Raw genomic sequence first — 21,809 nt, forward strand, 5'->3', positions numbered from 1 at the left:
GCACTGTACTGATTTGGCAGTGCCGCTGTCGCAGCGGCTGCCCGGCGTGGTATGAGCGGGGAACCATGCTCACCGTCGAACTGTTGGTTGTTGCCGTCCTCATCCTGGTGAACGGCCTTCTCGCCATGTCGGAGCTCGCTGTCGTCTCGGCGCGAACCGCACGGCTGAAGGCCCTTGCGGACCAGGGACGCCGGGGTGCCGCGACGGCGCTCGCCCTCGCCGCCGATCCCGGGCGTTTCCTGTCCACCGTGCAGATCGGCATCACCCTCGTCGGCATCCTCGCGGGTGCCTTCTCGGGGGCGCCCCTCGCCGGACGCCTTGCCGCCTGGCTCGCGACCGCAGGCCTTGCCGCCAACGTGGCCGAGCTACTCGCCTTCGGCGCCGTGGTCACCCTCATCACCTATCTGTCGCTCGTCGTCGGCGAACTCGTCCCCAAGCAGCTCGCCCTGCGGAATGCCGAGGGCATCGCTGCCGCGGTCGCCCCGGCCATGGCCGTGCTCGCACGCCTGTGCGCGCCGCTCGTGTGGGTGCTCAGCGCCTCGCAGCACGGCCTCCTGCGCCTCCTCGGCCGCAGCGGCGACGGCGCCGCCGCCGTCACGGAGGAGGAACTGCGCACCCTCGTGGCGGAGGCCGAGTCGGCCGGCGTGCTCGAACCCGAGGAGCGGCGCATGATTGCCGGCGTCATGCGCCTCGCCGATCGCTCGGTGCGCGCCGTCATGACGCCGCGGCGCGAGGTAGACTGGATCGACCTCGGCGACGACGACGAGACGATCCGCAAGACCATTCTCGAAAGCGGTCATTCGCGCCTGCCCGCGGTGGACGGGCGCGAGGAGAACGTCGTCGGTATCGTCCAGGCGAAGGACGTGCTCGACGCCTATCTCGCCGGCACCACGCCGAACATCCGCGATGTCGTGCGCGAGGCGCCCGTGGTCATCGACACGCTGGACGCCCTCGACGTCCTGGAACGACTGAAGGCATCGCCGGTTCCGATGGCGCTCGTCCACGACGAGTACGGCAATTTCGAAGGCATCGTCACCCCGGCCGACCTGCTCGTGAGCATCGCCGGCGCCTTCGCCGCCGGCGTGGGACCGGGCGAACCGCATGTCGTGATGCGCCAGGACGGTTCCTACCTGCTCAGCGGCGCCATGCCGGCCGACGAGATGGCGGAGCTCCTGCAGCTCAAGCTGCCGCACGAGCGCGACTATCATACGCTCGCCGGCTTCGTGCTCGCCGTGCTCAAGAGCCTGCCGCAGGTGGGCGAGGCCTTCGAGGAACAGGGCTGGCGCTTTGAGGTCATCGACCTCGACGGTCCACGCATCGACAAGGTGCTGGCCGCCCGGGTCGGGCCGGCCTGAGCGGCGCGAGCCGCCGGCGAGGCCTTACACCGGCACGCGCACGGTGGCGCGCAGGCCCCCGAGCGGGCTGTCCGACAAGGTGACGTCGCCGCCGTGCGAGCGGGCGATGTCGCGGGCGATGGCGAGGCCCAGGCCGGTCCCTCCCTCGTCGACGTTGCGCGCCTCATCGAGGCGCACGAAGGGCTTGAATACCTCCTCGCGCAGCTCGGAGGGCACACCGGGGCCGTCGTCGTCGACGGTCACTGTGAACCAGCGCGTCTCGCGGGTCGCGGTCACGGCGATGTGCTCGCCATGGCGCGCGGCATTGGAGACGAGGTTGAGGAGGAGGCGCCGGAAGGCGTCCGGGCGCACGGTGATGACGGGATCGCCCACCATCTCGACCTCGGTCGCATATCCCTGACGCTCGACGTCGGCCTTCACGTCATCGAGGAGATGCTGCATGTCCGTGGGGGCCGCCTGCTCGCCCGCGTCGCCGCGCGCGAAGGCGAGATAGGCCTCGAGCATGCGCGTCATCTCGTCGACGTCCTTGCGCAGGTCGTCGAGCTCCGGCGTCTCCTCGAGAAGCGCCAGCGACAGCTTGAAGCGTGTCAGGATGGTGCGCAGATCGTGGCTGACGCCATTGAGCATCGTCGTGCGCTGCTCCATGGCGCGCTCGACGCGCCGCTTCATTTCCAGGAAGGCAAGACCGGCGCGCCGCACCTCGCTGGCACCGCGCGGGCGGTAGTCGATCTCGCGGCCCTTGCCGAAGGCCTCCGCCGCGTCGGCGAGGCGCAGGATCGGCTTGATCTGGTTGCGCAGGAAAGCAATGGCGATGCCGAGCAGGATGAGCGAGGTGCTCACCATCCAGACCAGGAAGATGTGGGAGTTGGAGGCATAGGCGAGGCTGCGGCGGGCAATGACGCGCATCACCCCCTTGTCGAGCAGGATACGGATCTCGACGAGATTCGAGCGCCCCACCGTGTCGATCCAGAAGGGTCGGCCCACCTGCTTGCGGATCTCCTCCGAAAGCACCCCGTCGAGGATGGAGAAGAAGGGTTTCGGCCCGGGCGGCGGCAGAGAGGCCTCGGGCAGGATGTCCACGTCGAGGCCCAGCCGGTCGCCGGCGATGCGCGACAGCGTCGCGATGTCCGCATCCTGTGGATAGCTCTCGTAGATGTCGATCACGGCGGCGATGTCGGCCGTCACCGCGGACGACAGCCGGCGGGTCACGAGCTGCCAGTGCCGCTCCATGAAGACATAGGCGATCACCGACTGCAGGATGACCATCGGCGCAATGATGATGATGAGCGAGCGCGCGTAGAGCCCCTTCGGCAGGAAGCTGCCGAACCAGCGCATGACCCGATCGAACGCCGCCTTCGGCCGATCGATCACGCTCCACGTCGTCTTGCCCACACCGTCCGTCCGTCAGCCGTCGATCAACAGGCGATAACCGATGCCCCGCACCGTCTGCAGGAACATCGGGTTTCCGGGGTCCTGCTCGATCTTACGGCGCAGGCGGTTGATCTGCACGTCCACCGTGCGCTCGTTGGCGGCGGCGCCCTGCGCCGCCCCGCCCTGCCCGGCAAGATCCTCGCGCGGAACCTGCTCTCCCGCGCGGCTCGCGAGCACGGTCAGGATCTCCCGTTCGCGATCGGTGATGCGCACGATCTCGTCGCCGCGGCGCAGTTCGCCGCGATCGAGGCGGAAGAGAAAGGCGCCGAAGCGCACCGCCTCGGGCGCGACCTTGGCGTCGTTCTGACCGTTGCCGTTCGAGCGCTTGAGGATGTTGCCGATGCGCAGCAGGAGCTCGCGCGGCTCGAAGGGCTTGGGAAGATAGTCGTCGGCGCCGATCTCGAGGCCCTGCACGCGGTCGGCCGTGTCGGTGCGCGCGGTCAGCATGAGGATGGGGACGTGCGATGTCCGGCGCAGGCGGCGGGCGAAATCGAAGCCGCTCTCGCCTGGCATCATCACGTCGAGCACGATCAGGTCGAAGACCATGTGCTCGAGCTTCGCCTCGGCCTCGGCCGCGTTCGCCGCCGTGGTCACGCGATAGCCGTTGTCACCGAGGTAGCGGGCGAGGAGATCGCGCAGGCGCCGGTCGTCATCGACGACGAGCACATGCGGCGCGTCGTCGGGCAGCGCCGTCTTCGGCTTCAGCGCACTCACCGGGGCACCGTCGTCGCGTCGTTCCAGACGAGGCGCGCCACGTGCGTGCGATCGTCGGGATCGATCATGGCAAAAAGGAAGCGCAGGGCTGCATCGCGCGCCTCCGGGCCAGCGTCGGCCAGCGCGCGCGTCACGCGCTCGGTCTGCAGGCCGGCGAGAGCGACCGCGAGCTCGCGCCCCTTGGCGGTGGGGAAGAGAAGCCGCTGACGGCGGTCGGCGACGCCGGCACGCTGCTCGATGAAACCCTTCTCCACGAGCTCCTTGAGCACGCGGTTGAGGCTCTGCTTGGTGATGCGCAGGATGTCGAGGAGTTCCGCAATGGTGAGGCCGGGCTGACGGTTGACGAAGTGCAGCACCCGGTGGTGCGCGCGGCCGAAGCCGTAGTCGCCGAGGATGCGGTCGGGATCGCTGACGAAGTCGCGATAGGCGAAGAACAGAAGTTCGATCACGTCCCAGGCCGGCCCGCTGTCGGTTGCATCGGATCCGGTGGTGGCGGACGTCTCCGCGAAGGCCTGCGGCAAGGTCGCCATCAGCTGCTGCATCTCCGTTATGTCAGCCTTATTGACATATCTCAGGCCGATTGTTACTCGTCAAGCCCGGCTCGCGAAAGGAATGAACTTCAACGAGCCTGCGGCGGTAGTTTTTGTAAGGAAGAACCAGGGCCGCCGCCCTTGTGGCCATCAGGAGATTCCCATGTCTGTTGCACCGTTCGATCAGCGCGATGGCGTCATCTGGTACGACGGCAAGCTCGTGCCCTGGACGGATGCGACTCTCCACGTACTCTCCCACGGCCTGCATTATGCCTCCGCCGTCTTCGAAGGCGAGCGTGCCTACGGCGGCGAGATCTTCAAATCCACCGAGCATTCCGAGCGCCTGAGAACCTCGGCTGAGATTCTCGACTTCGAGATTCCCTACAGCGTCGCGGAGATCGACGCCGCCAAGCGCCTCGTGCTCGAGAAGAACGGGCAGAAGGACGCCTACGTGCGTCCGATCGCCTGGCGTGGCTCGGAGATGATGGGCGTCTCGGCCCAGCACAACAAGATCCATCTCGCCATCGCGACCTGGGAGTGGCCGAGCTACTTCGACCCGGCCCAACGGCTGAAAGGCATCCGCCTCGACATGGCCGAGTATCGCCGCCCCGATCCGGCGACGATCCCCTGCAAGGCCAAGGCGGCCGGGCTCTACATGATCTGCACGATCTCCAAGCACAAGGCCGAGCGCAAGGGCTATTCCGACGCCCTGATGCTCGACTGGCGCGGCCACGTGGCCGAGTGCACGGGCGCCAACGTCTTCTTCATCCGCGACGGTGTCATTCACACGCCGACGCCCGACTGCTTCCTCGACGGCATCACGCGCCGCACGGTAATCGATCTCGCCAGGCGCCGCGGCTTCGAGGTGCAGGAGCGCACGATCCTGCCGGCGGAACTCGAGGGCTTCAACGAGTGCTTCATCACCGGCACGGCCGCCGAGGTGACGCCCGTGGCCGAGATCGGGCCCTACACCTTCCAGCCCGGCAACATGACGAAGGTCCTCATGGAGGACTACATGGCCGAGGTGCAGCCCAAGGCGAAGGCGGCCTGAGAGCGGCGTCGCCCAAAGGGAGGCGCGGCGGCCGGCTGCGGCCGCCGCTCCCACCGCCCCTCGCAAAGGGCAAATGCGCGTGACCTGGCTCCAGAGCGTCGCGGCGGCAGAGGCAGCCCTGTCTGCCTCCGGCAAGACCTTGGCCGGCGTTCTCCGCCACGGCACCATGTCCGTCGAGCTCCACGCGCCGGGCGGCCACGCCCCGCAGCAGCCGCACAGCCAGGACGAGCTCTATGTCGTGGTCTCCGGGCGGGGCACCTTCTTCAAGGGCGGCGAACGCCGGCCCTTCGGCCCGGGCGAGGTCATCTTCGCCGAGGCCGGGATCGAATACCGTTTCGAGACTTTCTCCGACGACTTCAAGACCTGGGTGATCTTCGGGGGCCCGACGGCGGCGAGGCCGCCCGGCCTCACGCTCCGCCCGGGCTGCAGGCGGCGACCTCTGCCATGAGCCACTCGCGGAAGGCGCGAATCTTCGGCACGTTGCGACGTGCTGACGGATAGACGAGCCAGTAGGCGCCCTCGTCGCGGCCGACGAGGTCGAAGGGCTGGATCAGCCGGCCGCTGTCGAGCTCCGCCCTGAAGAAGGCCGGCGTCAGGATGGCAACGCCCTGCCCGGCCACGGCTGCGCCCGCCTCGAGGACCTGGGTGCCGAAGCGATTGGCCGGGCGCGACCCGAGCCCCGGATCCGGCACGCCGGCCCTGGCGAACCACACCACCCACCACGGATCGCTCGGATCGAGCAGCGGCAGGCGAAGAAGGTCGGCCGGTTTGGTCACGCCGCCGATGCTTGCGGCGAGCCGCGGGCTCAGCATCGGCGTGAACTCAACAACCAGCAGGCGGTGGGCCACGAGCCCCGGCCACTCCCCGTCGCCCGCCCGGATACCGACGTCGAATTCCTCGCGCGCGAAATCCGCGAGGCGCATCGATGTGTCCAGGCGGACCGCGAGATGCGGATGGGCAAGCTGGAAGGAGCCGAGCCGCGGCACGAGCCAGTTGGCCGCGAAGGTCTGCACGGCCGTGATGCTGAGAATGCCCTCCGCGCGCTCGCGCGTCGCGGCGAAGGCCGCACGCATGATGTCGAAGGCCTAGCTCACCGCCGGCGCCAGGCGCTTGCCAACCTCGGACAAGGCCACCTGACGCGGCCGGCGCAGGAAGAGCGGCGCGCCGAGGCGCTCCTCGAGCAGCTTGATCTGGTAGCTGACGGCGGCTTGGGTCATGCCGAGCTCCTGTGCCGCCCTCGTGAAGCTCAGGTGCCGCGCCGCCGCCTCGAAGACGCGGACGGCCGCCAGGGGAGGAAGGGTCTGCATCGCTGATACATAAGTCTGATTTATGGATGATGATCGAGGTTCGGTTGGCCGGCAAGCCGAAAGTGACGCATGTTCCGGCCATATCCGACAACAAGGAGCGGCCTCCGAGAGGCCGAGTACGACGCCATGGCTCCGGCGACCGGCACCTGCATACACAACGGCGCGACACCGGCCCTGCGGCGTGCGCGAAACGGCCTGCGCTGGCGCGATCTCATCGGGCGCTTCCTTCCGTCGCCGGCGCGAACCGCCGGCGTCATCGACGAGGAGATGCTGAGCGAGCACAGGCGCAGGGACATCGGCCTCGCAGACGGGCGCGGCCCGTCACTGCGCCGGCCCGAACGGTGAGAAGGGCAAGGCGCCCGGATTATTCCGCGGCCCGCGGCGCGGAGGGCTGCCAGCGTGCCAGCGCTTCATCATCCGCGTCCTTCGCGGCCACCCATTCGCCGGCGCTGCCGTCGGCATGGTGCTCCTTCTTCCAGAAGGGCGCGCGCGTCTTCAGATAGTCCATGAGGAAGGAAGCGGCTTCGAAGGCCGCCTGGCGGTGGGTGGAAGCGGTCACCACGAGCACGATCTGCTCGCCAGGCGCGATGCGGCCGTAGCGGTGGATCACCGTCACACCCTCGAGTGGCCAACGCGCCTCGGCCTCGGCGACGACACGCGCCACCTCCTCCTCCGCCATGCCGGGGTAGTGCTCGAGTTCGAGCGCCGCCAGGCGCCCGGCCTCGGCACGGCACAGGCCCGTGAAGGTCACGACGGCGCCGACCTCCGTCTGCCCGCGCGTGAGCGCCGCAGCCTCCGTGGCGGCATCGAAATCCTCGCGCTGGATGCGAATGGTCGGCATTGGACCCATCCGACGGCGGCTCTCCCCGGGCGGCGCGGCGATCACACGGGCGCGCGGGGCGACCGGCGGCAGGATATCACCCGCCCGTCATCGGCGGGAAGAAGGCGATCTCGCGGGCACCGGCGATCGGCGCATCCGGCTTCACGTGATGACGGTCGACCGCCGCGCGCACGACGGCCGGGTTCTCGAAGGCGTGGGCATATTCCTCGCCGCGCGTCCGCAGCCAGCCGGCGAGGTCGGCGACCGTCGCGATCCCCTCCGGCAGGACCACCTCTTCCTCGCTCTTGCCGATACGCTCGCGGACCCAGGCGAAATAGACGAGCCTCATGGCCTGTGCGTGTCCTCGTCGAGAAGATGGCGGATGCCCGCCCGCATGTAGTCCCAGCCGGTATAGAGCGTCAGCACGGCGGCCACCCACAGGAGCACGATGCCGATGTCGATGGTGCCGGGCAACAGCTTCTCGCCCGCGGGGCCGGCGACCAGGAAACCGATGGCGACGAGCTGCAGCGTCGTCTTCCACTTCGCCACCTTGCTCACGGGCACGCCGACACGCAGCTCCGCCAGAAATTCGCGCAGACCCGAGACCAGGATCTCGCGGCAGAGGATGATGATCGCCGCCCACAGTGACCAGCCACGGATCGTCCCGTCCGACACGAGCATCAGCAGGCTGGCGGCGACGAGCAGCTTGTCAGCGATCGGATCGAGCATCCGGCCGAGCGCCGATTGCTGTGACCAGGCCCGCGCCAGCCAGCCGTCGAGATAGTCGGTGACGGCGGCGGCTACGTAGATGGCGAGCGCGATCCAGCGAGTCCAGGTGTCCTGCGGCCAGAAGAGGCAGACGACCACGGCCGGGACGGCGAGGATCCGGCCGTAGGTCAGAATGTTGGGCAGGTTGAACGCCCGCGTGCGCCACATGGAAGAGGTCAAGCTCATGTCGAGTGGGGAGGAAACATGCGCCGCGCCTCAGCGTCAACCGCCGCGGCGGTCGCGGCAGGACCGCGGTGGGTGCCGGCACCGCACCGCGCAGGGCCGGCCTCTCCTCGCGGCGCCGATGCCTTGGTTGCCGCGCGGCTCCCGTCGATTTGCACTGCGCCGAGGGCAGCCCGGTCTGCTATATGACGGCGCATGGTGGACATGGTGCAGGAACAGCCGGTCCGCGCCTGCCCGGGCGACGAGATCGCCATCATCGGCCCGCGCGAAGGCGTCGGCGGCTACAGCTGGCGCGTGCGAATCGACCCGCGCCTCGGCCTCGTGACCGCGCGGACGGTGCTTCGCGGCGATCCGTCGCGCCCCGGGGAACAGGCCGCGGAGGCCGCGCCCAAGGTGCGTTTTGTCGTCACCATCTCCGGCCGCCACAACGGCGACGTGCGCCTGTTGCTGCAACGCCCCTGGGAGAAGGCCCCCATTCGGGTCGTCGCCTACCCCATCACCTGCGACTGAGGCCCGCGACCGCGCCATCGGCGGAGCAGACGGGCCACGGGCCGCCCCGCGCGGCATCACGCGGTGCGGCTTCCTCCGGAACCGTCTGCGACCGTTCAGGTGCGGCACCGATCAGCCGATCGCGTGGGACCGGCCTACCGGCCATTCCCGCCGCCGCCTCCATTGCCGCCACCGCCGTTGCCGCCGCCGCCGCCGTTACCGCCACCGCCGCCGCCGTTGCCACCGCCGTTACCGCCACCGCCGCCGCCGTTACCGCTGTTGCCGCTTCCACCACCGCCGGAGCCGCTGCCGCCACCACGACCCGCCTCACCCCCGCCGCCGGCGGCCGCGGAGGCGGTTTCCCCTCGGCTGTTCGCACCATGCGACTTCGACCGCGCGGCCTCGGAAACGGCGGCGCCGAAGCCCGGGCCGGGTGTGCCTGCAGCCACTGCCGAGAGAACGCCGGCGGCAGGCGTGCCGGCTGCCGCTTCGAGGGCCTTGCCCAACCCGTGCGTGCGACCGGCTGCGGCATCCATCTCGACCCGGTCGGCCGAGCTCTCCTGCGCCTCGGCGCTCGATACGAGCCCGGCCGCGAGAGCCGCAGCCACGAGCAGCCTTGTTGTCGATCCCCGCATTCGATGCCTCCTTCCGCGGAACGCCGTGAGTGTCGTGCGTCGGTGCTATCGGATGGGCATGAACATTCTCCGAACCCCAGTCCTTGCATTCTTACGATTCGCCGCACCCGGCCGCGCGAGAGCGGCCCCGCTTCGTCCTGCCGCAGGGATGGGCTGCGTCGTCCGGCCCTGAACTTCGGTGCGCAGGGTCTACCGGGGTCGCGATTCGTCACGCCCGGTCGTGGAAGAAGGCGTAGACAGCCTTCGCCGTCGCCGCATTGACGCCGGGCACGCGCTGGAGGTCCTCGAGCGAGGCGCGCGACACCGCCTTGGCGGTGCCGAAATGCAGGAGGAGCGCGCGCTTGCGGCTCGGCCCGATGCCGGGGATCTCGTCGAGCGGGTTCTTCGTCATCTCGCGCTTGCGCCGGGCCCGGTGGGTGCCAATGGCGAAACGGTGCGCCTCGTCGCGCAGGCGCTGCACGAAATAGAGGGCGGGGTCGCGCGGGGGGAGCTTGAAGGGCTCGCGCCCCGGCACGAAGAATGTCTCGCGGCCGGCGTCGCGGTCGCGCCCCTTGGCGATGCCGACGAGGGTAACGTCCGCGACGCCGATGTCGGCGAGCGCCTGGCGTGCCGCATCGAGCTGGCCACGCCCGCCGTCGATGAGGACGAGGTCGGGCCAGGCCGGGAAGCCCTCGGTGTCCAGAGCCTCCGTCTCCTCCCCGACCGCCTCGCCGGCCGCCTCCTCCGCCGGCACGGGCACCGCGGAGGGCATCTCCTTCGCCGCCTCCTTGGGCGCCTCCTTCAGCAGCCGGGAGAAGCGGCGCTGCAGCACCTCGCGCATCATGCCGTAGTCATCGCCGGGAGTCAGATCTTCGGAGCGGATGTTGAAGGTGCGGTAGTGCGCCTTCATGAAGCCAGCCTCCCCGGCCACGATCATGCCGCCGACCGCGTTCGTGCCCATGATGTGGGAGTTGTCGTAGACCTCGATGCGCCTGGGCGCCCGCGGCAGGCCGAAGGCCTGGGCCAGCGCGGAGAGGAGCTTGCGCTGCGAGGAGGTGTCGGCGAGCCTGCGCCCCAGCGCCTCGCGCGCGTTCTTCTCCGCGTGGGCCACGAGGTCGCGCTTTTCGCCGCGCTTCGGCGCGGCGAGCTCGACGCGATGTCCGGCCTGGGCCGAGAGGGCGTCCTGCAGCAGGGCCTGCTCGTCGACCTCGTGCGAGAGGAGGACGAGACGCGGGCAAGGCTTGTCGTCATAGAACTGGGCGATGAAGGCGCCGAGCACCTCGCCGGCCGTAAGCGACTTGTCTGCCCTCGGGAAGTAGGCGCGGTTGCCCCAGTTCTGGTAGTTGCGGAAGAAGAACACCTGCACGCAGAACTGCCCCGCCTGCTCGTCGAGGGCGAAGACGTCGGCCTCCTCCACCGTCTGGGGGTTGATGTCCTGCGTCGACTGCACGGCCGACAATGCCGCGAGACGGTCGCGGTAGCGCGCGGCGCGCTCGAATTCGAGCTCTTCGGACGCCTTCTGCATTTCGTCGGCGAGCATCTTCTTCACCGCCGTGGAGCGGCCGGAGAGGAAGGCGCGCGCCTCGTCGACGAGCTTGGCATAGTCGGCGAGCGAGATCTCGCCCGTGCACGGTGCGGAGCAGCGCTTGATCTGGTGGAGGAGGCAGGGGCGCGTGCGGTTCTCGTAATAGCTGTCGGAGCAGGAGCGCAGCAGGAAGGCGCGTTCGAGCGCGTTGATGGTGCGCGTCACCGCCCCGGCATTGGCAAAGGGGCCGTAATAGTCGCCCTTGCGCGTGCGGGCACCGCGATGCTTGGCGATCTGCGGCGCCGGATGGTCGCCTGTCAGCAGGATGTAGGGGAAGGACTTGTCGTCCCGCAACAGTACGTTGTAGCGCGGGCGCAGCTGCTTGATTAGGTTCGCCTCGAGCAGCAGCGCCTCGGTCTCCGTCTGGGTGGTGACGAATTCCATGCCCGCCGTCTCGGCGATCATGCGCATGGTGCGCAGGCCCCCGTGGCCGATGCCGCGCAGGTAGCCGGCGACGCGCTTCTTCAGGCTCTTCGCCTTGCCGACGTAGAGCACGTCGCCCACGGCGTCGACCATGCGGTAGACGCCGGGGCCGTTCGGCAGCGTCTTCCAGAAACGGCGGATGACGGCGACGCCGGCGCGCACGGAGGCCGGCTGCGCCTCGTCGTCGAGCCCGAGATCGATGCCGGAGGCCGCCTCGCGCTCCGCCTCGCCATCCGGGTCGTCCTCGAACAGCTCGTCCGGCCGCTCGTCGAAACGCTCGTTCTTCGGTTCTTCGTCGTTTGCCTTCTTGCTGCTCATGGCCGAGACGTGACCCCACGGGCCGCGCGGGTCAAGGGGTGCGGCATCGCGCTCCTGCCACTGCGAGGCCCATACCGTTACGAAGCCTTGGCCTCGGCTTCCGGCGCGGCGGGAGACGCGGTAGCGGTCATGCCCGCCGCCATCGCCGCCGCGGCGGACATCTCGACGGGCGTGCCGCCGCGCGACTGAACGACGACGGCGGTCGAGGCGAAGGCGACGCCCTGGTCGGTGAAGGCCCGGTAGAGGCGCTTCAGCGCCTCGCGCTGCACGAGCGTGGGCTTGCCCGGCCGCACGGTGAACTTGAAGCGGCAGACGAGGGCGTTCTCCTGGACGTCGGCCACGCCCTGCATCTTGAGCTGCTGGATGAATTCCTTGCCGATCTCCGGGTCCTGCAGCATCTCCTGGCCGATCTTCTTGGTGATCTTGCGCACCTTCTCGACGTCCGTGTCGCGGGCGAGGCGCAGGTTGAACTTGATGGTCGAGAAGTCGCGGCTGTAGTTCGTCACCGCGCCGAGCTGGCCGTAGGGGATCGTGTGGATCTGGCCGTTCTGGTGCCTGAGGCGCACGGAGCGGATGGCGATCTTCTCCACCGTGCCCTTGTACTTGCCAGCCTCAATATATTCCCCGACGCGGAAGGCGTCGTCGGCCATGTAGAACACGCCCGAGACGATGTCGCGCACCAGCGCCTGCGAGCCGAAGCTGATGGCGAGGCCGAAGATGCCGGCGCCCGCGATGAGCGGGGTAATGTTGATGCCGAGATGCGAGAGGGCGAGAAGGACCGCCGCGGCGATGATCATGACGCCGAAGACGCCCTGCAGGAGCGGCATCACGCTCGACAGGCGCGAGGCCGGCGCGAGATGCTCGTCGTCGCCCGCGCCGGGCAGTGCGGCCTCGCCGAGATGCGGACCGAACTTCGCCCGCGTCCAGACCCGCAGGGCTTCGTAGGCGAGATAGCCGGCGACAAGCACGCCCAGCGCGGTCACCGCCGCCTCGCGCACACGCGCCCACGCGGCCCGGTCCACCACCTCCAGGATGTCGACGAGCCAGAGACGGGCGACGAGCACCGCGACGACGGTGCCCGCGACTGCGAGCACCATGCGCCGCAGCGAGATGATCAGGTGGACGCGCGTCGTCTCCGCCGGGGCGGGATGTCCGGCCGGCGCTTCCTCGGCCTCCCCTGCGTCCGCGCGCTCCGCCGCGGCGGTCGGCGGATGGGCCGCGTGGGCGAGCAGACGGTCGGCGGCCGCGGTCGCCGCGACGATGCCGAGCGACCAGACGAGGCCGTTGTAGACGGCGAAGTCGAGCATGATGACGCCCGCGGTCCAGGCAAGCCAGACGAAGAGCACGATGGTGTGCCCCGCCGCCGGCAGCAGGCGCCGCCAGCCGTGCGCGCCGGCGAAGAAGCGATGCACGCCGAAGACGCCGCCCGCCGCCATCACCGTGCCGACGACGAGCGCCATCGCCTGCGCCTGGCGCATGCCGAGGCCACCGGCGAGCAGCACCGGCACCGTGGTGATGAAGAGAATGCCGAGGGCGAGCACCGCGCCTGCGACGCGCATGGCAAGGCGCGCCCGAGCATCGTCCGTCGGGACAAGGCGCAGCTCCGGATGATCCGGCCGCAGCAGGATCTCCGGCACGAGCATCGACAGGCGCCAGCGCACGGCCGCCCCGACGAGGGTCACGGCCAGCTTGCCGATAAGGAACTGGCGCTGGAACACGAGGTTGACGAGCACCGCCGCAACGGCGACCGACAGGGCGAAGGCCGCGAGATCGAAAGCGATGAGCCGCCAGGTCCTGCCGAAGCGCGTCTCCGCCGCGAGCCAGCGCGCGAGCGTGGCGCCACCGAAGTAGCGCAGAAGGTGCGGCACGGCGAGCACGAGGGCGGCGATGGCCGCCGTCACGAGGAACGGCAGCGCCGGATGGGCGAGCCAACTTGGGGCCGAGAGGGTGATGGCGTAGAGGACGCGCGCGAGATCCCGCGGCACGTCCGGCAGGACGGCGAGCACGCTGATCAGCGCCTGCGCTGCCCGCTCGAGATGGCCGGCCAGGCCGGCGAGGAAGCCCATGTCATTGTCCATGCCCCCGCCGCCCGCTTGCGCCATGGCCATGACGGAGAGCGCGAGAAAGCCGGTCAGAAAGGCCAATCCTACGACGAGGCGCGACATGAGGAGCAATCCCATAGGCCCACGCGAGGCGAATGAGCACAATAAATCTCCGCTCGGGGTGGCAGTCGATCAAAATGGCGCCCTTGAGGGCTGCGCACGGCCGAATTCTGTTCGGCGATCAGGCCGCACAGGGGCAACACAAGCAAAATGTTGATAACGTGTCGCCAATTCGCTTGAATGCCTCCTCGTCGCCCGTTCCGAGGTTCCGGAGGTCCTCATGGCCTTGCATTTCTCCCCCGCCGAATTCGCCCGTCGCCGGAGCGCGCTGCAGCTCGCCATGGCCGAGCAGGGCCTCGACGGCCTGCTGCTCTTCCAGCAGGAATCGATGTACTGGCTCACGGGTTACGACACCTTCGGCTTCTGTTTCTTCCAGTGCCTCGTGGTGACGGCGGACGGGCGTGCAGCCCTGCTGACCCGCTCGGCCGACCTTCGGCAGGCGCAGCACACGTCCAACATCGCCGACATCCGCGTCTGGAAGGACGGGCGCAATGCCGATCCGGCCCGCGACCTGAAGGCGCTCGCCGCCGACCTCGGCCTCGCGGGCAAGCGGCTCGGCGTCGAATACGAGGCCTACGGCCTTGTCGCCGCGAACGGAAAGAAGCTCGAAGCGGCCTTCGACGGCTTCGCCACGCTCACCGACGCCTCGAACATCGTCACGCGCCTGCGCGCCGTGAAGTCGTCGGAGGAGCTCGTCTACGTGCGCAAGGCGGCCGAGCTCGCCGATGCGGCGGATCGCGCCGCGCTCGACCTGATCCGCGCCGGCGCCGACGAGGGCGACATCCTCGCCGCCCAGCACAACGCCATCTTCGCCGGCGGAGGCGACTATCCGGGCAACGAGTTCATCATCGGCTCGGGCGTCGACGCGCTGCTTTGCCGCTACAAGGCCGGCCGCCGCCGCCTCGCGGCCAACGACCAGATCACGCTCGAGCTCGCCGGCGCCTATCGCCACTACCACGTGGCGGCAATGCGCACGGTCGTCGTCGGCGAGCCGCGCCCGCAACACCTCTCCTACCACCGCGCGGCGCGCGAGGCCCTCCTCGCCTGCCAGGAGGCCCTGCGTCCTGGCCGGACGGCGGGCGACGTCTTCGCCGCACATGCCCGCGTCTTCGACGCCCACGGCCTCGCCGGCCACCGGCTCAACGCCTGCGGCTATTCGCTCGGGGCGAAATTCACGCCGTCGTGGATGGACTGGCCGATGTTCTACGAGGACAACGACTGGGTGCTCGTGCCCGGCATGGTGATGTTCGCCCACATGATCCTGATGGATTCGGACAGCGAGACGGCCATGTGCCTCGGCCGTACTTATCTCGTCACGGAGAACGGGGCGGAAGCACTCAATCTGCCTGATCTGGACCTTCAGCTGCGCTGACAGTACAACTCGACGCCGCAGGATGCCCGCAACCACACAAGCACAAGCGGGAGGCGTCATGTTTGAAGGAAGGACGGCCGGGCGGCCGATGCTCGCGGCGGCTCTTTGCAGCCTCGCTCTCGCCGGCTGCCAAGAAGGCGGTGTGAGCGGCGCGGGCCTGGCCGGCAAGCGCATCGAGGCGCCGGGCGTGCCCGTCGCCGTCGAGAGCATCGAGGGGGCTCCCGAGCCGGTGATGACCAGGCTCGCCAGTGCCCTCGTCGACGAAGCCTCGGCCCGCCGGGTCGAGCTCGTCTCGGACAAGGGTAACGCCCGCTATCGTGTGAAGGGCTACCTGACGGCCTACACGACGGAGAACGGCGCCACAGCGCTCACCTTCGTCTGGGACGTCTTCGACGAGACGAAGCGGCGCGCCCAGCGGCTCGAAGGCACGAGCGTCGCCAAGACCCCCGCCGGCACCGACCCGTGGAGCGGCGTCGACCAGGGCGCCGTCGCCAAGGTCGCCTCCGAGAGCATGAACGCCATAGCGGGCTTCCTCTCGCAGAGCGGCCGATCGAGCGCAGCACCGGTTGCGACGGCAAGCGCGGAGGATACGGCGACGGGGCTCGGCTTCGCCACGGCGGAATGAGACCGCGATTGCGGCCCGCCCCTCCCCCGCTGGACCTGCCGTCGCGGCAGGCGTGACCTCGCCGCGACACACAGGCGGGATAAGCGCTTGACGCATATTGTTCGCCGCGGCCGCGGCTGCTAAGAGCCGCGCGGCCGAAGGTCGTGCTGCGTGCGTGGCGCCGTCGTCTCCCGGAGGCCCCTCGCCCAACCCAGTGATGCGTCAAGAACGGGATCCCGACGGATGAAACCCTCGATCAAGCTCGTCGCGGGCAACTCCAACCGCCCCCTCGCCGAGGCGATCGCGAGCTATCTCGAGGCTCCGCTGGCCACCTGCCAGGTCAAGCGTTTCGCCGACATGGAGATCTTCGTCGACCTGCAGGAGAACGTGCGCGGCGAGGACGTCTTCGTCATCCAGTCGACGTCCTTTCCGGCAAACGACCACCTGATGGAGCTCCTGATCATCACGGATGCGCTGCGCCGCTCCTCGGCGCGCCGCATCACCGCGGTGATCCCATACTTCGGCTATGCCCGCCAGGACCGGCGCGCCACCGGACGTACGCCCATCTCGGCCAAGCTCGTCGCCAATCTCATCACCCACGCCGGTGTCGACCGCGTGCTGACCCTCGATCTCCACGCCGGCCAGATCCAGGGCTTCTTCGACATTCCGACCGACAACCTGTTCGCCGCTCCCGTGATGGTGCGCGACATCAAGGAGCGGATGGACCTCGACAACGTCATGGTCGTCTCGCCGGACGTCGGCGGCGTGGTGCGCGCGCGCGCGCTCGCCAAGCGCATCGACGCCCCCCTCGCGATCGTCGACAAGCGGCGCGAGCGCCCCGGCGAGTCGGAGGTGATGAACATCATCGGCAACATCGAGGGGCGCACCTGCATCCTTGTCGACGACATCGTCGATTCGGGCGGCACGCTCTGCAATGCCGCCGAAGCCCTGCTCGCCAAGGGCGCGAAGGAAGTCTACGCCTACTGCACGCACGGGGTGCTCTCGGGCGGCGCGGTGGCGCGCATCACCTCCTCCAAGCTCAAGGAAATGGTGATCACTGACTCGATCCAGCCCACCGAGGCGGTGAAGGTCGCCCCCAACATCCGGGCCATCACCATCGCGCCGCTCATGGGCGAGGCCATCGCACGAACCGCGAGCGAGACCAGCGTCTCGAGCCTGTTCGACTGAACGGAGCCGAACGGGGAGCCGAGGTGATGGCGGCGCTCGATACGGACCGGGCCCTCGTGCTCTTCTCTGGCGGGCAGGATTCCACCGTCTGTCTCGGCTGGGCGCTCCGCCGCTTCGGCCGTGTCGAGACGGTCGGCTTCGACTACGGGCAGCGCCATCGCGTCGAGCTCGACTGCCGCGCCACCATCCGCAACCTTCTCGCCCGCCCCGGGGCGCTCGGGGACGGCCGGCTCGGCGAGGACCATCTGGTGCCCCTCGGCGTGCTCGGCGCGATCTCGGACACGGCCATGACACGCGAGGTCGCGATCGCCATGGGCGAGAACGGCCTGCCCACCACCTTCGTGCCCGGCCGCAACCTGATCTTCATGGCCTTCGCCGCAGCCCTCGCCTACCGGCGCGGCTGCAAGCACCTCGTGCTCGGCGTCTGCGAGACCGACTATTCCGGCTATCCTGACTACCGCGACGACACGGTGAAGGCCATGCAGGCGGCGCTCAACCTCGGCATGGAGAGCCGCTTCGTCCTGCACACTCCGCTCATGTGGCGCGACAAGGCTGCGACCTTCGCGCTCGCGGAGGAGATCGGGGGGCAGTCCTTTCTCGATCTCGTCATCGAGCACACACATACGTGCTATCTTGGCGATCGTACCGGGCGGCACGACTGGGGCTACGGCTGCGGCACCTGCCCCGCCTGCGAGCTGCGCGCCGCAGGCTGGCGACGCTGGTCGGCGGCCAGGGCCGATCGTCATCCGGGAGGAGTGAATGACTGACACGTCACGCCAGCGTCTGTTCGAGGGCTTTCTGGCGCTGTTCTTCTTTGGCCTGACCATTCCGGCGGCGAACTGGCTCATTGGCAATGCCGGCACGACCTGCGTACCGAACGGTCCGTGCCTCATTCCCGTGGCGCCGGGCATCATGGCGCCGAGCGGCGTGTTGATGATCGGCGTGGCGCTCGTGCTGCGCGACCTGGTGCAGCGCCGGCTCGGCGCCAAGGCAGCGCTCGCGGCGATCGCGGCCGGGGCGGCGCTCTCGGCCCTTCTCGCGCCGCCCACGATCGTGGTGGCGTCGGCGCTCGCCTTCCTGCTCTCGGAGCTCGCGGACTTCGCCGTCTACACGCCCCTGCAGCGCCGCCGCTTCGTCACCGCCGTCCTGCTGTCGAGCCTCGTCGGCCTCGTCGTCGACAGCATGGTCTTTCTCTACGTCGCCTTCGGCAGCCTCGAATTCCTCCTCGGGCAGGTGATCGGCAAGGCATGGATGGTGCTGCTTGCCCTGCCCTTCGTCTACTGGCTGCGCAGTCGCGACGCGCGCCGCGGCCTCGTGCCTGCCTGAGTCCGCGGCAGCCTCGCGTTGCGCAACGGCGGCATTGCTGCTAAAGGCACGCGCGCGCCCGCCAGACACCCCTGGAGGCACGGGCGCGCTTCTCGCAAGAACGGGCCGCAGCGATGCGGCCAGGAAGCCAAGGGCCGCGCGCGAGCGCGGCCGTCGGCGTTCCGAAGCAACGAAGGATCTACGTCATGACCGCCGCCAAGCAGCTCAAGGCCGAGGCGCGCGACCGGGTCGGCAAGGGGGCCGCCCGTGCCGCCCGTCGCGCCGGCAAGGTTCCCGCCGTCATCTACGGCGCGGGTGAAGCCGCCCAGCCGATCGCGCTCGACTTCAACCAGACGAAGCAGCTCATCTTCGCCGGCCACTTCCTCACGACGGTGTTCGAGATCGAGGTCGACGGCAAGAAGACGCGGGTCATCCCGCGCGACTACCAGCTCGACCCGGTGAAGGACACCCCCGTCCACATCGACTTCCTGCGCGTCGCCAGGGACGCCAAGGTGGCGGTCGAGGTGCCCGTGCACTTCGTCAACCAGGAAGCCTCGCCCGGCATCAAGCGCGGCGGCGTGCTCAACATCGTGCATCACGCCATCGAGCTCTCCGTGCCGGTGGACGCCATCCCCGAATTCGTCGAGGTGGATCTGAAGGGCCTCGACATCGGCGCGTCGATCCATCTCGACGGCGTGAAGCTGCCCGCCGGCGCGCAGGCGACGACGCAGGAGAAGGACTTCACGGTGGCGACCATCGCCGCCCCGTCGAAGCTCGCCGCTGAGGCAGCCGAAGCCGGCGAAGCCGCCGAGGCCACTCCGGCCGCCGAAGAGAAGAAGTAAGCGCCGCGCGCGTCTTGCGGGAAGCCGCGTCGCGACGCGGCTTTCACTTCCGGCCGGCCGGGACGCGCCGGCCTCCAGGGCTCGATCCAGATGTTTCTGGGTCGAGCTTTATAAGTTTGAGCGGAATGGGACGGAAAACCGGCGCCCACTGGTCCTCATCCCGCTCCAGAGCATTGTCCGCCGATGTGGACACGCGTCGGCGGAGAAAATGCTCTTCCATTGGAGAGTTGGACGCGCCTTCCGATCGAATGAGATCGGAACGCACTGTTGTCGCCGTTACCTGAGATTGGTCCCATGCTCCTCCTCGTCGGGCTCGGCAATCCCGGGGCGCGCTACGCCCGCAACCGCCACAACATCGGCTTCATGGCCGTGGAGGCGATTGCCCGCGCCCACAATGCCGCACCCTGGCGCCAGCGATTCCAGGGCCTCGTGAGCGAGGCGACGATCGGCGGCGAGCGTGCGCTCCTGCTCCTGCCGCAGACCTACATGAACGAGTCCGGCCGGGCCGTGTCGGAAGCTGCGCGCTTCTTCAAGATCCCGCTCACCGACATCGTCGTGTTCCACGACGAGCTCGACCTGCCACCCGCGAAGCTGCGCATGAAGACCGGGGGCGGCAATGCCGGCCATAACGGCCTGCGCTCGATCACCGCCCAGGTCGGCAATGACTATCGCCGCGCGCGCCTCGGCATCGGCCATCCGGGTGACAAGGCACTGGTGCACGCCTATGTCCTGAACGACTTCGGGCGCAGCGAGGAGCCGTGGGTCGAGGACCTGTGCCGCGCCGTGGCGGATTTCGCACCCCTCCTCGCCAAGGGCGACGATTCGACCTTCCAGAACAAGGTGCATCTCGCCATGGAAGGGCGCGGCTGGACGGATGTGAAGCGCGTTGGCGAACGCGCGAAGGAGTAGGAGCATGGGTTTCAAGTGCGGCATCGTCGGCCTGCCGAACGTCGGCAAGTCGACCCTGTTCAATGCGCTGACGCAGACGGCGGCCGCGCAGGCGGCGAACTATCCGTTCTGCACCATCGAGCCGAACGTGGGCGACGTCGCCGTCCCCGACCCGCGCCTCGAGGCGCTCGCCGGTATCGCCGGCTCGGCCGCCATCATTCCGACGCGCCTCACCTTCGTCGACATCGCCGGCCTCGTGCGCGGCGCCTCCAAGGGTGAGGGCCTCGGCAACCAGTTCCTCGCCAACATCCGCGAGGTGGACGCCATTGCCCACGTGGTGCGCTGTTTCGAGGACGGCGACGTGACCCATGTCGAGGGCAAGGTCGATCCCATCGCCGACATCGAGACGATCGAGACCGAGCTCATGCTCGCCGATCTCGAAAGCCTGGAGAAGCGCGTGCCTGCGCTCGAGAAGAAGGCCCGCGGCGGCGACAAGGAGGCGAAGGAGAACCTCGATCTCGTCAACCGCGCCCTCCTGCTCCTGCGCGAGGGCCAGCCGGCCCGCCTCGTCGAGCGCAAGCCGGAGGAGGAGCGCGCCTTCGCCATGCTCGGCCTGATGACCGCAAAACCCGTGCTCTACGTCTGCAACGTGGACGAGGCCTCCGCCCAGAGCGGCAACGAATTCTCCGCCAAGGTCTTCGAGCGCGCCGCCGCCGAGGGCGCCAAGGCCGTCGTCGTCTCGGCCAAGATCGAGAGCGAGATCGCCGTCCTGCCGCTGGAGGAGCAGAAAGACTATCTCGAGGCGATCGGCCTCGAGGAGCCCGGCCTCAACCGCGTCATCCGCGCCGGCTACGATCTGCTGGGCCTTATCACCTACTTCACCGTGGGGCCCAAGGAGGCGCGCGCCTGGACCATCACGAAGGGCACCAAGGCGCCGCAGGCCGCCGGCGTCATCCACACCGACTTCGAGAAGGGCTTCATCCGGGCCGAGACCATCGCCTACGGCGACTATATCTCGCTCAAGGGCGAAAGCGGCGCACGCGACAGCGGCAAGCTGCGCCTCGAAGGCAAGGAGTACACCGTCGCCGACGGCGACGTGATGCACTTCCGCTTCGCCAACTGAGCCGGCACGTGGGGCGGACATGCTGATCCACCGCCGCCACGACTGGTCGCTCACCCCCACTGAGGCGATCGCGCTGCAGCAGGAGCTGCGGCGTGAGATCATCGCCGACCGCCCGATCGACCTCGACGCCGTGCGCCTCGTTGCCGGCGTCGACGTGAGCGTGAAGAACGGCCTGTCGCACGCGGCCGTGGTGGTGGCAACCTTTCCCGACTTCCGCGTGGTGGAAACGGCCTGCGCGAGCGCGGCCACGCCCTTCCCTTACGTGCCGGGCCTCCTGAGCTTCCGCGAGGGACCGGTGCTGGCGGAGGCCTTCGCCCGACTGGAAAGCGAGCCCGACGTCTTCCTTTTCGACGGCATGGGCATCGCCCACCCGCGCCGCATCGGCATCGCGAGCCACATGGGGCTGTGGCTCGCGCGGCCCACGGTCGGCTGCGGCAAGACGCTTCTCTGCGGTCGTCACGGGCCGCTCGGCCCCGAGCGGGGCGCGGCCGCCCCCCTCGTCGACAACGGCGAGATCATCGGCATGGCGCTGCGCACGCGCGCAGGCACCAAGCCCGTGTTCATCTCGCCCGGCCATCTCGTCGATCTCGCCACAGCGGTCGCGCTCGTGCTGCGCTGCGCGCCGAAGTTCCGATTGCCCGAACCCATCCGTCTCGCGCACCAGGCAGCCGGCAGCTTCCCGACCTGAACGGGTGCACTGGCCGCGCATTTCGTGTAGATGCACAGATCGAGCTATG

The 21,809-nt window shown here is 69.1% G+C and carries 23 protein-coding genes and 1 pseudogene; 14 read left to right on the plus strand and 10 right to left on the minus strand.

What is annotated here, in order from left to right; genetic code table 11:
- Window positions 1-65: 65 nt before the first annotated feature.
- Window positions 66-1,355: a hemolysin family protein gene (locus tag QNA08_RS13700; protein ID WP_283741290.1), complete on the plus strand. Its 1,290-nt coding sequence runs from the start codon at window positions 66-68 to the stop codon at window positions 1,353-1,355.
- 24 nt (window positions 1,356-1,379) lie between these two features.
- On the opposite strand, the gene QNA08_RS13705 is transcribed toward QNA08_RS13700, so the two are convergent.
- The 3 genes from QNA08_RS13705 to QNA08_RS13715 form a co-directional block, all read right to left on the minus strand.
- Complete coding sequence (locus QNA08_RS13705; protein WP_283741352.1) at window positions 1,380-2,690, minus strand: sensor histidine kinase; 1,311 nt, start codon at window positions 2,688-2,690, stop codon at window positions 1,380-1,382.
- A 69-nt stretch (window positions 2,691-2,759) separates the two neighbouring features.
- Entirely contained in the window at window positions 2,760-3,500 is a 741-nt protein-coding gene (locus tag QNA08_RS13710) for a response regulator (protein ID WP_283741291.1), read from the minus strand.
- Window positions 3,497-4,030: a MarR family winged helix-turn-helix transcriptional regulator gene (locus QNA08_RS13715; RefSeq protein ID WP_283741292.1), complete on the minus strand. Its 534-nt coding sequence runs from the start codon at window positions 4,028-4,030 to the stop codon at window positions 3,497-3,499. Before QNA08_RS13715 ends, QNA08_RS13710 begins: the two co-directional genes overlap by 4 nt.
- A gap of 163 nt (window positions 4,031-4,193) precedes the next feature.
- Between QNA08_RS13715 and QNA08_RS13720 the strand changes: the two genes are divergently transcribed.
- Both QNA08_RS13720 and QNA08_RS13725 read left to right on the plus strand, forming a co-directional pair.
- Entirely contained in the window at window positions 4,194-5,081 is an 888-nt protein-coding gene (locus QNA08_RS13720; RefSeq protein ID WP_283741293.1) for a branched-chain amino acid aminotransferase, read from the plus strand.
- Between the two features lie 79 nt (window positions 5,082-5,160).
- A complete protein-coding gene (locus QNA08_RS13725; RefSeq protein ID WP_283741294.1) occupies window positions 5,161-5,529 on the plus strand; it encodes a cupin domain-containing protein in 369 nt (122 codons plus the stop codon).
- Here QNA08_RS13725 and gcvA read toward each other — a convergent pair.
- Window positions 5,489-6,388 (minus strand): annotated as a pseudogene (gene gcvA / locus QNA08_RS13730) (transcriptional regulator GcvA). The gene QNA08_RS13725 and the pseudogene gcvA overlap by 41 nt on opposite strands.
- Before the next feature lie 126 nt (window positions 6,389-6,514).
- Between gcvA and QNA08_RS13735 the strand changes: the two are divergent.
- Window positions 6,515-6,733 carry a hypothetical protein gene (locus QNA08_RS13735; RefSeq protein WP_283741295.1) on the plus strand — a complete coding sequence of 73 codons (219 nt, stop codon included), beginning with the start codon at window positions 6,515-6,517 and terminating at the stop codon, window positions 6,731-6,733.
- Window positions 6,734-6,752: 19 nt separating this feature from the next.
- Here the strand turns inward: QNA08_RS13735 and QNA08_RS13740 are convergent, their stop codons facing one another.
- The 3 genes from QNA08_RS13740 to pgsA form a co-directional block, all read right to left on the minus strand.
- Entirely contained in the window at window positions 6,753-7,229 is a 477-nt protein-coding gene (locus QNA08_RS13740) for a molybdenum cofactor biosynthesis protein MoaE (protein ID WP_422679921.1), read from the minus strand.
- A gap of 76 nt (window positions 7,230-7,305) precedes the next feature.
- The gene (gene moaD / locus QNA08_RS13745; RefSeq protein WP_283741297.1) at window positions 7,306-7,557 is read right to left on the minus strand and encodes a molybdopterin converting factor subunit 1; all 252 of its coding nucleotides are present in this window, start codon (window positions 7,555-7,557) and stop codon (window positions 7,306-7,308) included.
- A complete protein-coding gene (gene pgsA / locus QNA08_RS13750) occupies window positions 7,554-8,144 on the minus strand; it encodes a CDP-diacylglycerol--glycerol-3-phosphate 3-phosphatidyltransferase (protein WP_422679922.1) in 591 nt (196 codons plus the stop codon). The genes moaD and pgsA overlap by 4 nt, the downstream gene beginning before the upstream one ends.
- 210 nt (window positions 8,145-8,354) lie before the next feature.
- Here pgsA and QNA08_RS13755 point away from each other — a divergent pair, with 210 nt between their 5' ends.
- Complete coding sequence (locus QNA08_RS13755; protein WP_283741299.1) at window positions 8,355-8,669, plus strand: hypothetical protein; 315 nt, start codon at window positions 8,355-8,357, stop codon at window positions 8,667-8,669.
- A gap of 134 nt (window positions 8,670-8,803) precedes the next feature.
- Here QNA08_RS13755 and QNA08_RS13760 read toward each other — a convergent pair whose 3' ends face one another.
- The 3 genes from QNA08_RS13760 to QNA08_RS13770 all read right to left on the minus strand — a co-directional run bounded on the left by QNA08_RS13760 (window position 8,804) and on the right by QNA08_RS13770 (window position 13,753).
- Window positions 8,804-9,256 (minus strand): hypothetical protein, encoded by a 453-nt coding sequence (locus QNA08_RS13760; protein ID WP_283741300.1) that lies wholly within the window; start codon window positions 9,254-9,256, stop codon window positions 8,804-8,806.
- Between the two features lie 235 nt (window positions 9,257-9,491).
- Window positions 9,492-11,588 carry an excinuclease ABC subunit UvrC gene (gene uvrC / locus QNA08_RS13765; RefSeq protein ID WP_283741301.1) on the minus strand — a complete coding sequence of 699 codons (2,097 nt, stop codon included), beginning with the start codon at window positions 11,586-11,588 and terminating at the stop codon, window positions 9,492-9,494.
- A gap of 77 nt (window positions 11,589-11,665) precedes the next feature.
- Window positions 11,666-13,753, minus strand: coding sequence for a mechanosensitive ion channel family protein (locus QNA08_RS13770; protein ID WP_283741302.1), 2,088 nt, complete (start codon window positions 13,751-13,753; stop codon window positions 11,666-11,668).
- A gap of 217 nt (window positions 13,754-13,970) precedes the next feature.
- Here QNA08_RS13770 and QNA08_RS13775 point away from each other — a divergent pair, with 217 nt between their 5' ends.
- From QNA08_RS13775 to nfi, 9 genes are all read left to right on the plus strand, one after another.
- Window positions 13,971-15,122 carry a M24 family metallopeptidase gene (locus tag QNA08_RS13775; RefSeq protein WP_283741303.1) on the plus strand — a complete coding sequence of 384 codons (1,152 nt, stop codon included), beginning with the start codon at window positions 13,971-13,973 and terminating at the stop codon, window positions 15,120-15,122.
- Window positions 15,123-15,180: 58 nt separating this feature from the next.
- On the plus strand, window positions 15,181-15,747 hold the full coding sequence (locus QNA08_RS13780; RefSeq protein ID WP_283741304.1) for a hypothetical protein: 567 nt from the start codon (window positions 15,181-15,183) through the stop codon (window positions 15,745-15,747).
- A gap of 222 nt (window positions 15,748-15,969) precedes the next feature.
- On the plus strand, window positions 15,970-16,914 hold the full coding sequence (locus QNA08_RS13785; RefSeq protein WP_283741305.1) for a ribose-phosphate pyrophosphokinase: 945 nt from the start codon (window positions 15,970-15,972) through the stop codon (window positions 16,912-16,914).
- A gap of 26 nt (window positions 16,915-16,940) precedes the next feature.
- On the plus strand, window positions 16,941-17,681 hold the full coding sequence (gene queC / locus QNA08_RS13790; RefSeq protein ID WP_283741306.1) for a 7-cyano-7-deazaguanine synthase QueC: 741 nt from the start codon (window positions 16,941-16,943) through the stop codon (window positions 17,679-17,681).
- Entirely contained in the window at window positions 17,674-18,240 is a 567-nt protein-coding gene (locus QNA08_RS13795) for a VUT family protein (protein WP_283741307.1), read from the plus strand. Before queC ends, QNA08_RS13795 begins: the two co-directional genes overlap by 8 nt.
- Before the next feature lie 185 nt (window positions 18,241-18,425).
- Window positions 18,426-19,061, plus strand: coding sequence for a 50S ribosomal protein L25/general stress protein Ctc (locus QNA08_RS13800; protein ID WP_283741308.1), 636 nt, complete (start codon window positions 18,426-18,428; stop codon window positions 19,059-19,061).
- A gap of 294 nt (window positions 19,062-19,355) precedes the next feature.
- Complete coding sequence (gene pth, locus QNA08_RS13805) at window positions 19,356-19,970, plus strand: aminoacyl-tRNA hydrolase (RefSeq protein WP_283741309.1); 615 nt, start codon at window positions 19,356-19,358, stop codon at window positions 19,968-19,970.
- 4 nt (window positions 19,971-19,974) lie between these two features.
- Window positions 19,975-21,072: a redox-regulated ATPase YchF gene (gene ychF, locus QNA08_RS13810; protein WP_283741310.1), complete on the plus strand. Its 1,098-nt coding sequence runs from the start codon at window positions 19,975-19,977 to the stop codon at window positions 21,070-21,072.
- 19 nt (window positions 21,073-21,091) lie between these two features.
- A complete protein-coding gene (gene nfi, locus QNA08_RS13815) occupies window positions 21,092-21,760 on the plus strand; it encodes a deoxyribonuclease V (RefSeq protein WP_283741311.1) in 669 nt (222 codons plus the stop codon).
- Window positions 21,761-21,809 lie beyond the last annotated feature (49 nt).

This window comes from Chelatococcus albus, assembly GCF_030067675.1.
GTDB lineage: Bacteria > Pseudomonadota > Alphaproteobacteria > Rhizobiales > Beijerinckiaceae > Chelatococcus_A > Chelatococcus_A albus.

Bases quoted from the DNA above. Each gene is read 5' to 3' on its own strand.
- moaD (WP_283741297.1), bottom strand. From the start codon at position 7,557: ATGAGGCTCGTCTATTTCGCCTGGGTCCGCGAGCGTATCGGCAAGAGC.
- ychF (WP_283741310.1), top strand. From the start codon at position 19,975: ATGGGTTTCAAGTGCGGCATCGTCGGCCTGCCGAACGTCGGCAAGTCG.
- QNA08_RS13735 (WP_283741295.1), top strand. From the start codon at position 6,515: ATGGCTCCGGCGACCGGCACCTGCATACACAACGGCGCGACACCGGCC.
- QNA08_RS13720 (WP_283741293.1), top strand. From the start codon at position 4,194: ATGTCTGTTGCACCGTTCGATCAGCGCGATGGCGTCATCTGGTACGAC.
- queC (WP_283741306.1), top strand. From the start codon at position 16,941: ATGGCGGCGCTCGATACGGACCGGGCCCTCGTGCTCTTCTCTGGCGGG.
- nfi (WP_283741311.1), top strand. From the start codon at position 21,092: ATGCTGATCCACCGCCGCCACGACTGGTCGCTCACCCCCACTGAGGCG.
- QNA08_RS13795 (WP_283741307.1), top strand. From the start codon at position 17,674: ATGACTGACACGTCACGCCAGCGTCTGTTCGAGGGCTTTCTGGCGCTG.
- pth (WP_283741309.1), top strand. From the start codon at position 19,356: ATGCTCCTCCTCGTCGGGCTCGGCAATCCCGGGGCGCGCTACGCCCGC.
- QNA08_RS13740 (WP_422679921.1), bottom strand. From the start codon at position 7,229: ATGCCGACCATTCGCATCCAGCGCGAGGATTTCGATGCCGCCACGGAG.
- uvrC (WP_283741301.1), bottom strand. From the start codon at position 11,588: ATGAGCAGCAAGAAGGCAAACGACGAAGAACCGAAGAACGAGCGTTTC.
- QNA08_RS13705 (WP_283741352.1), bottom strand. From the start codon at position 2,690: ATGCGCTGGTTCGGCAGCTTCCTGCCGAAGGGGCTCTACGCGCGCTCG.
- QNA08_RS13700 (WP_283741290.1), top strand. From the start codon at position 66: ATGCTCACCGTCGAACTGTTGGTTGTTGCCGTCCTCATCCTGGTGAAC.
- QNA08_RS13800 (WP_283741308.1), top strand. From the start codon at position 18,426: ATGACCGCCGCCAAGCAGCTCAAGGCCGAGGCGCGCGACCGGGTCGGC.
- QNA08_RS13780 (WP_283741304.1), top strand. From the start codon at position 15,181: ATGTTTGAAGGAAGGACGGCCGGGCGGCCGATGCTCGCGGCGGCTCTT.
- QNA08_RS13715 (WP_283741292.1), bottom strand. From the start codon at position 4,030: ATGGCGACCTTGCCGCAGGCCTTCGCGGAGACGTCCGCCACCACCGGA.
- QNA08_RS13775 (WP_283741303.1), top strand. From the start codon at position 13,971: ATGGCCTTGCATTTCTCCCCCGCCGAATTCGCCCGTCGCCGGAGCGCG.
- QNA08_RS13755 (WP_283741299.1), top strand. From the start codon at position 8,355: ATGGTGGACATGGTGCAGGAACAGCCGGTCCGCGCCTGCCCGGGCGAC.
- pgsA (WP_422679922.1), bottom strand. From the start codon at position 8,144: ATGTGGCGCACGCGGGCGTTCAACCTGCCCAACATTCTGACCTACGGC.
- QNA08_RS13785 (WP_283741305.1), top strand. From the start codon at position 15,970: ATGAAACCCTCGATCAAGCTCGTCGCGGGCAACTCCAACCGCCCCCTC.
- QNA08_RS13770 (WP_283741302.1), bottom strand. From the start codon at position 13,753: ATGTCGCGCCTCGTCGTAGGATTGGCCTTTCTGACCGGCTTTCTCGCG.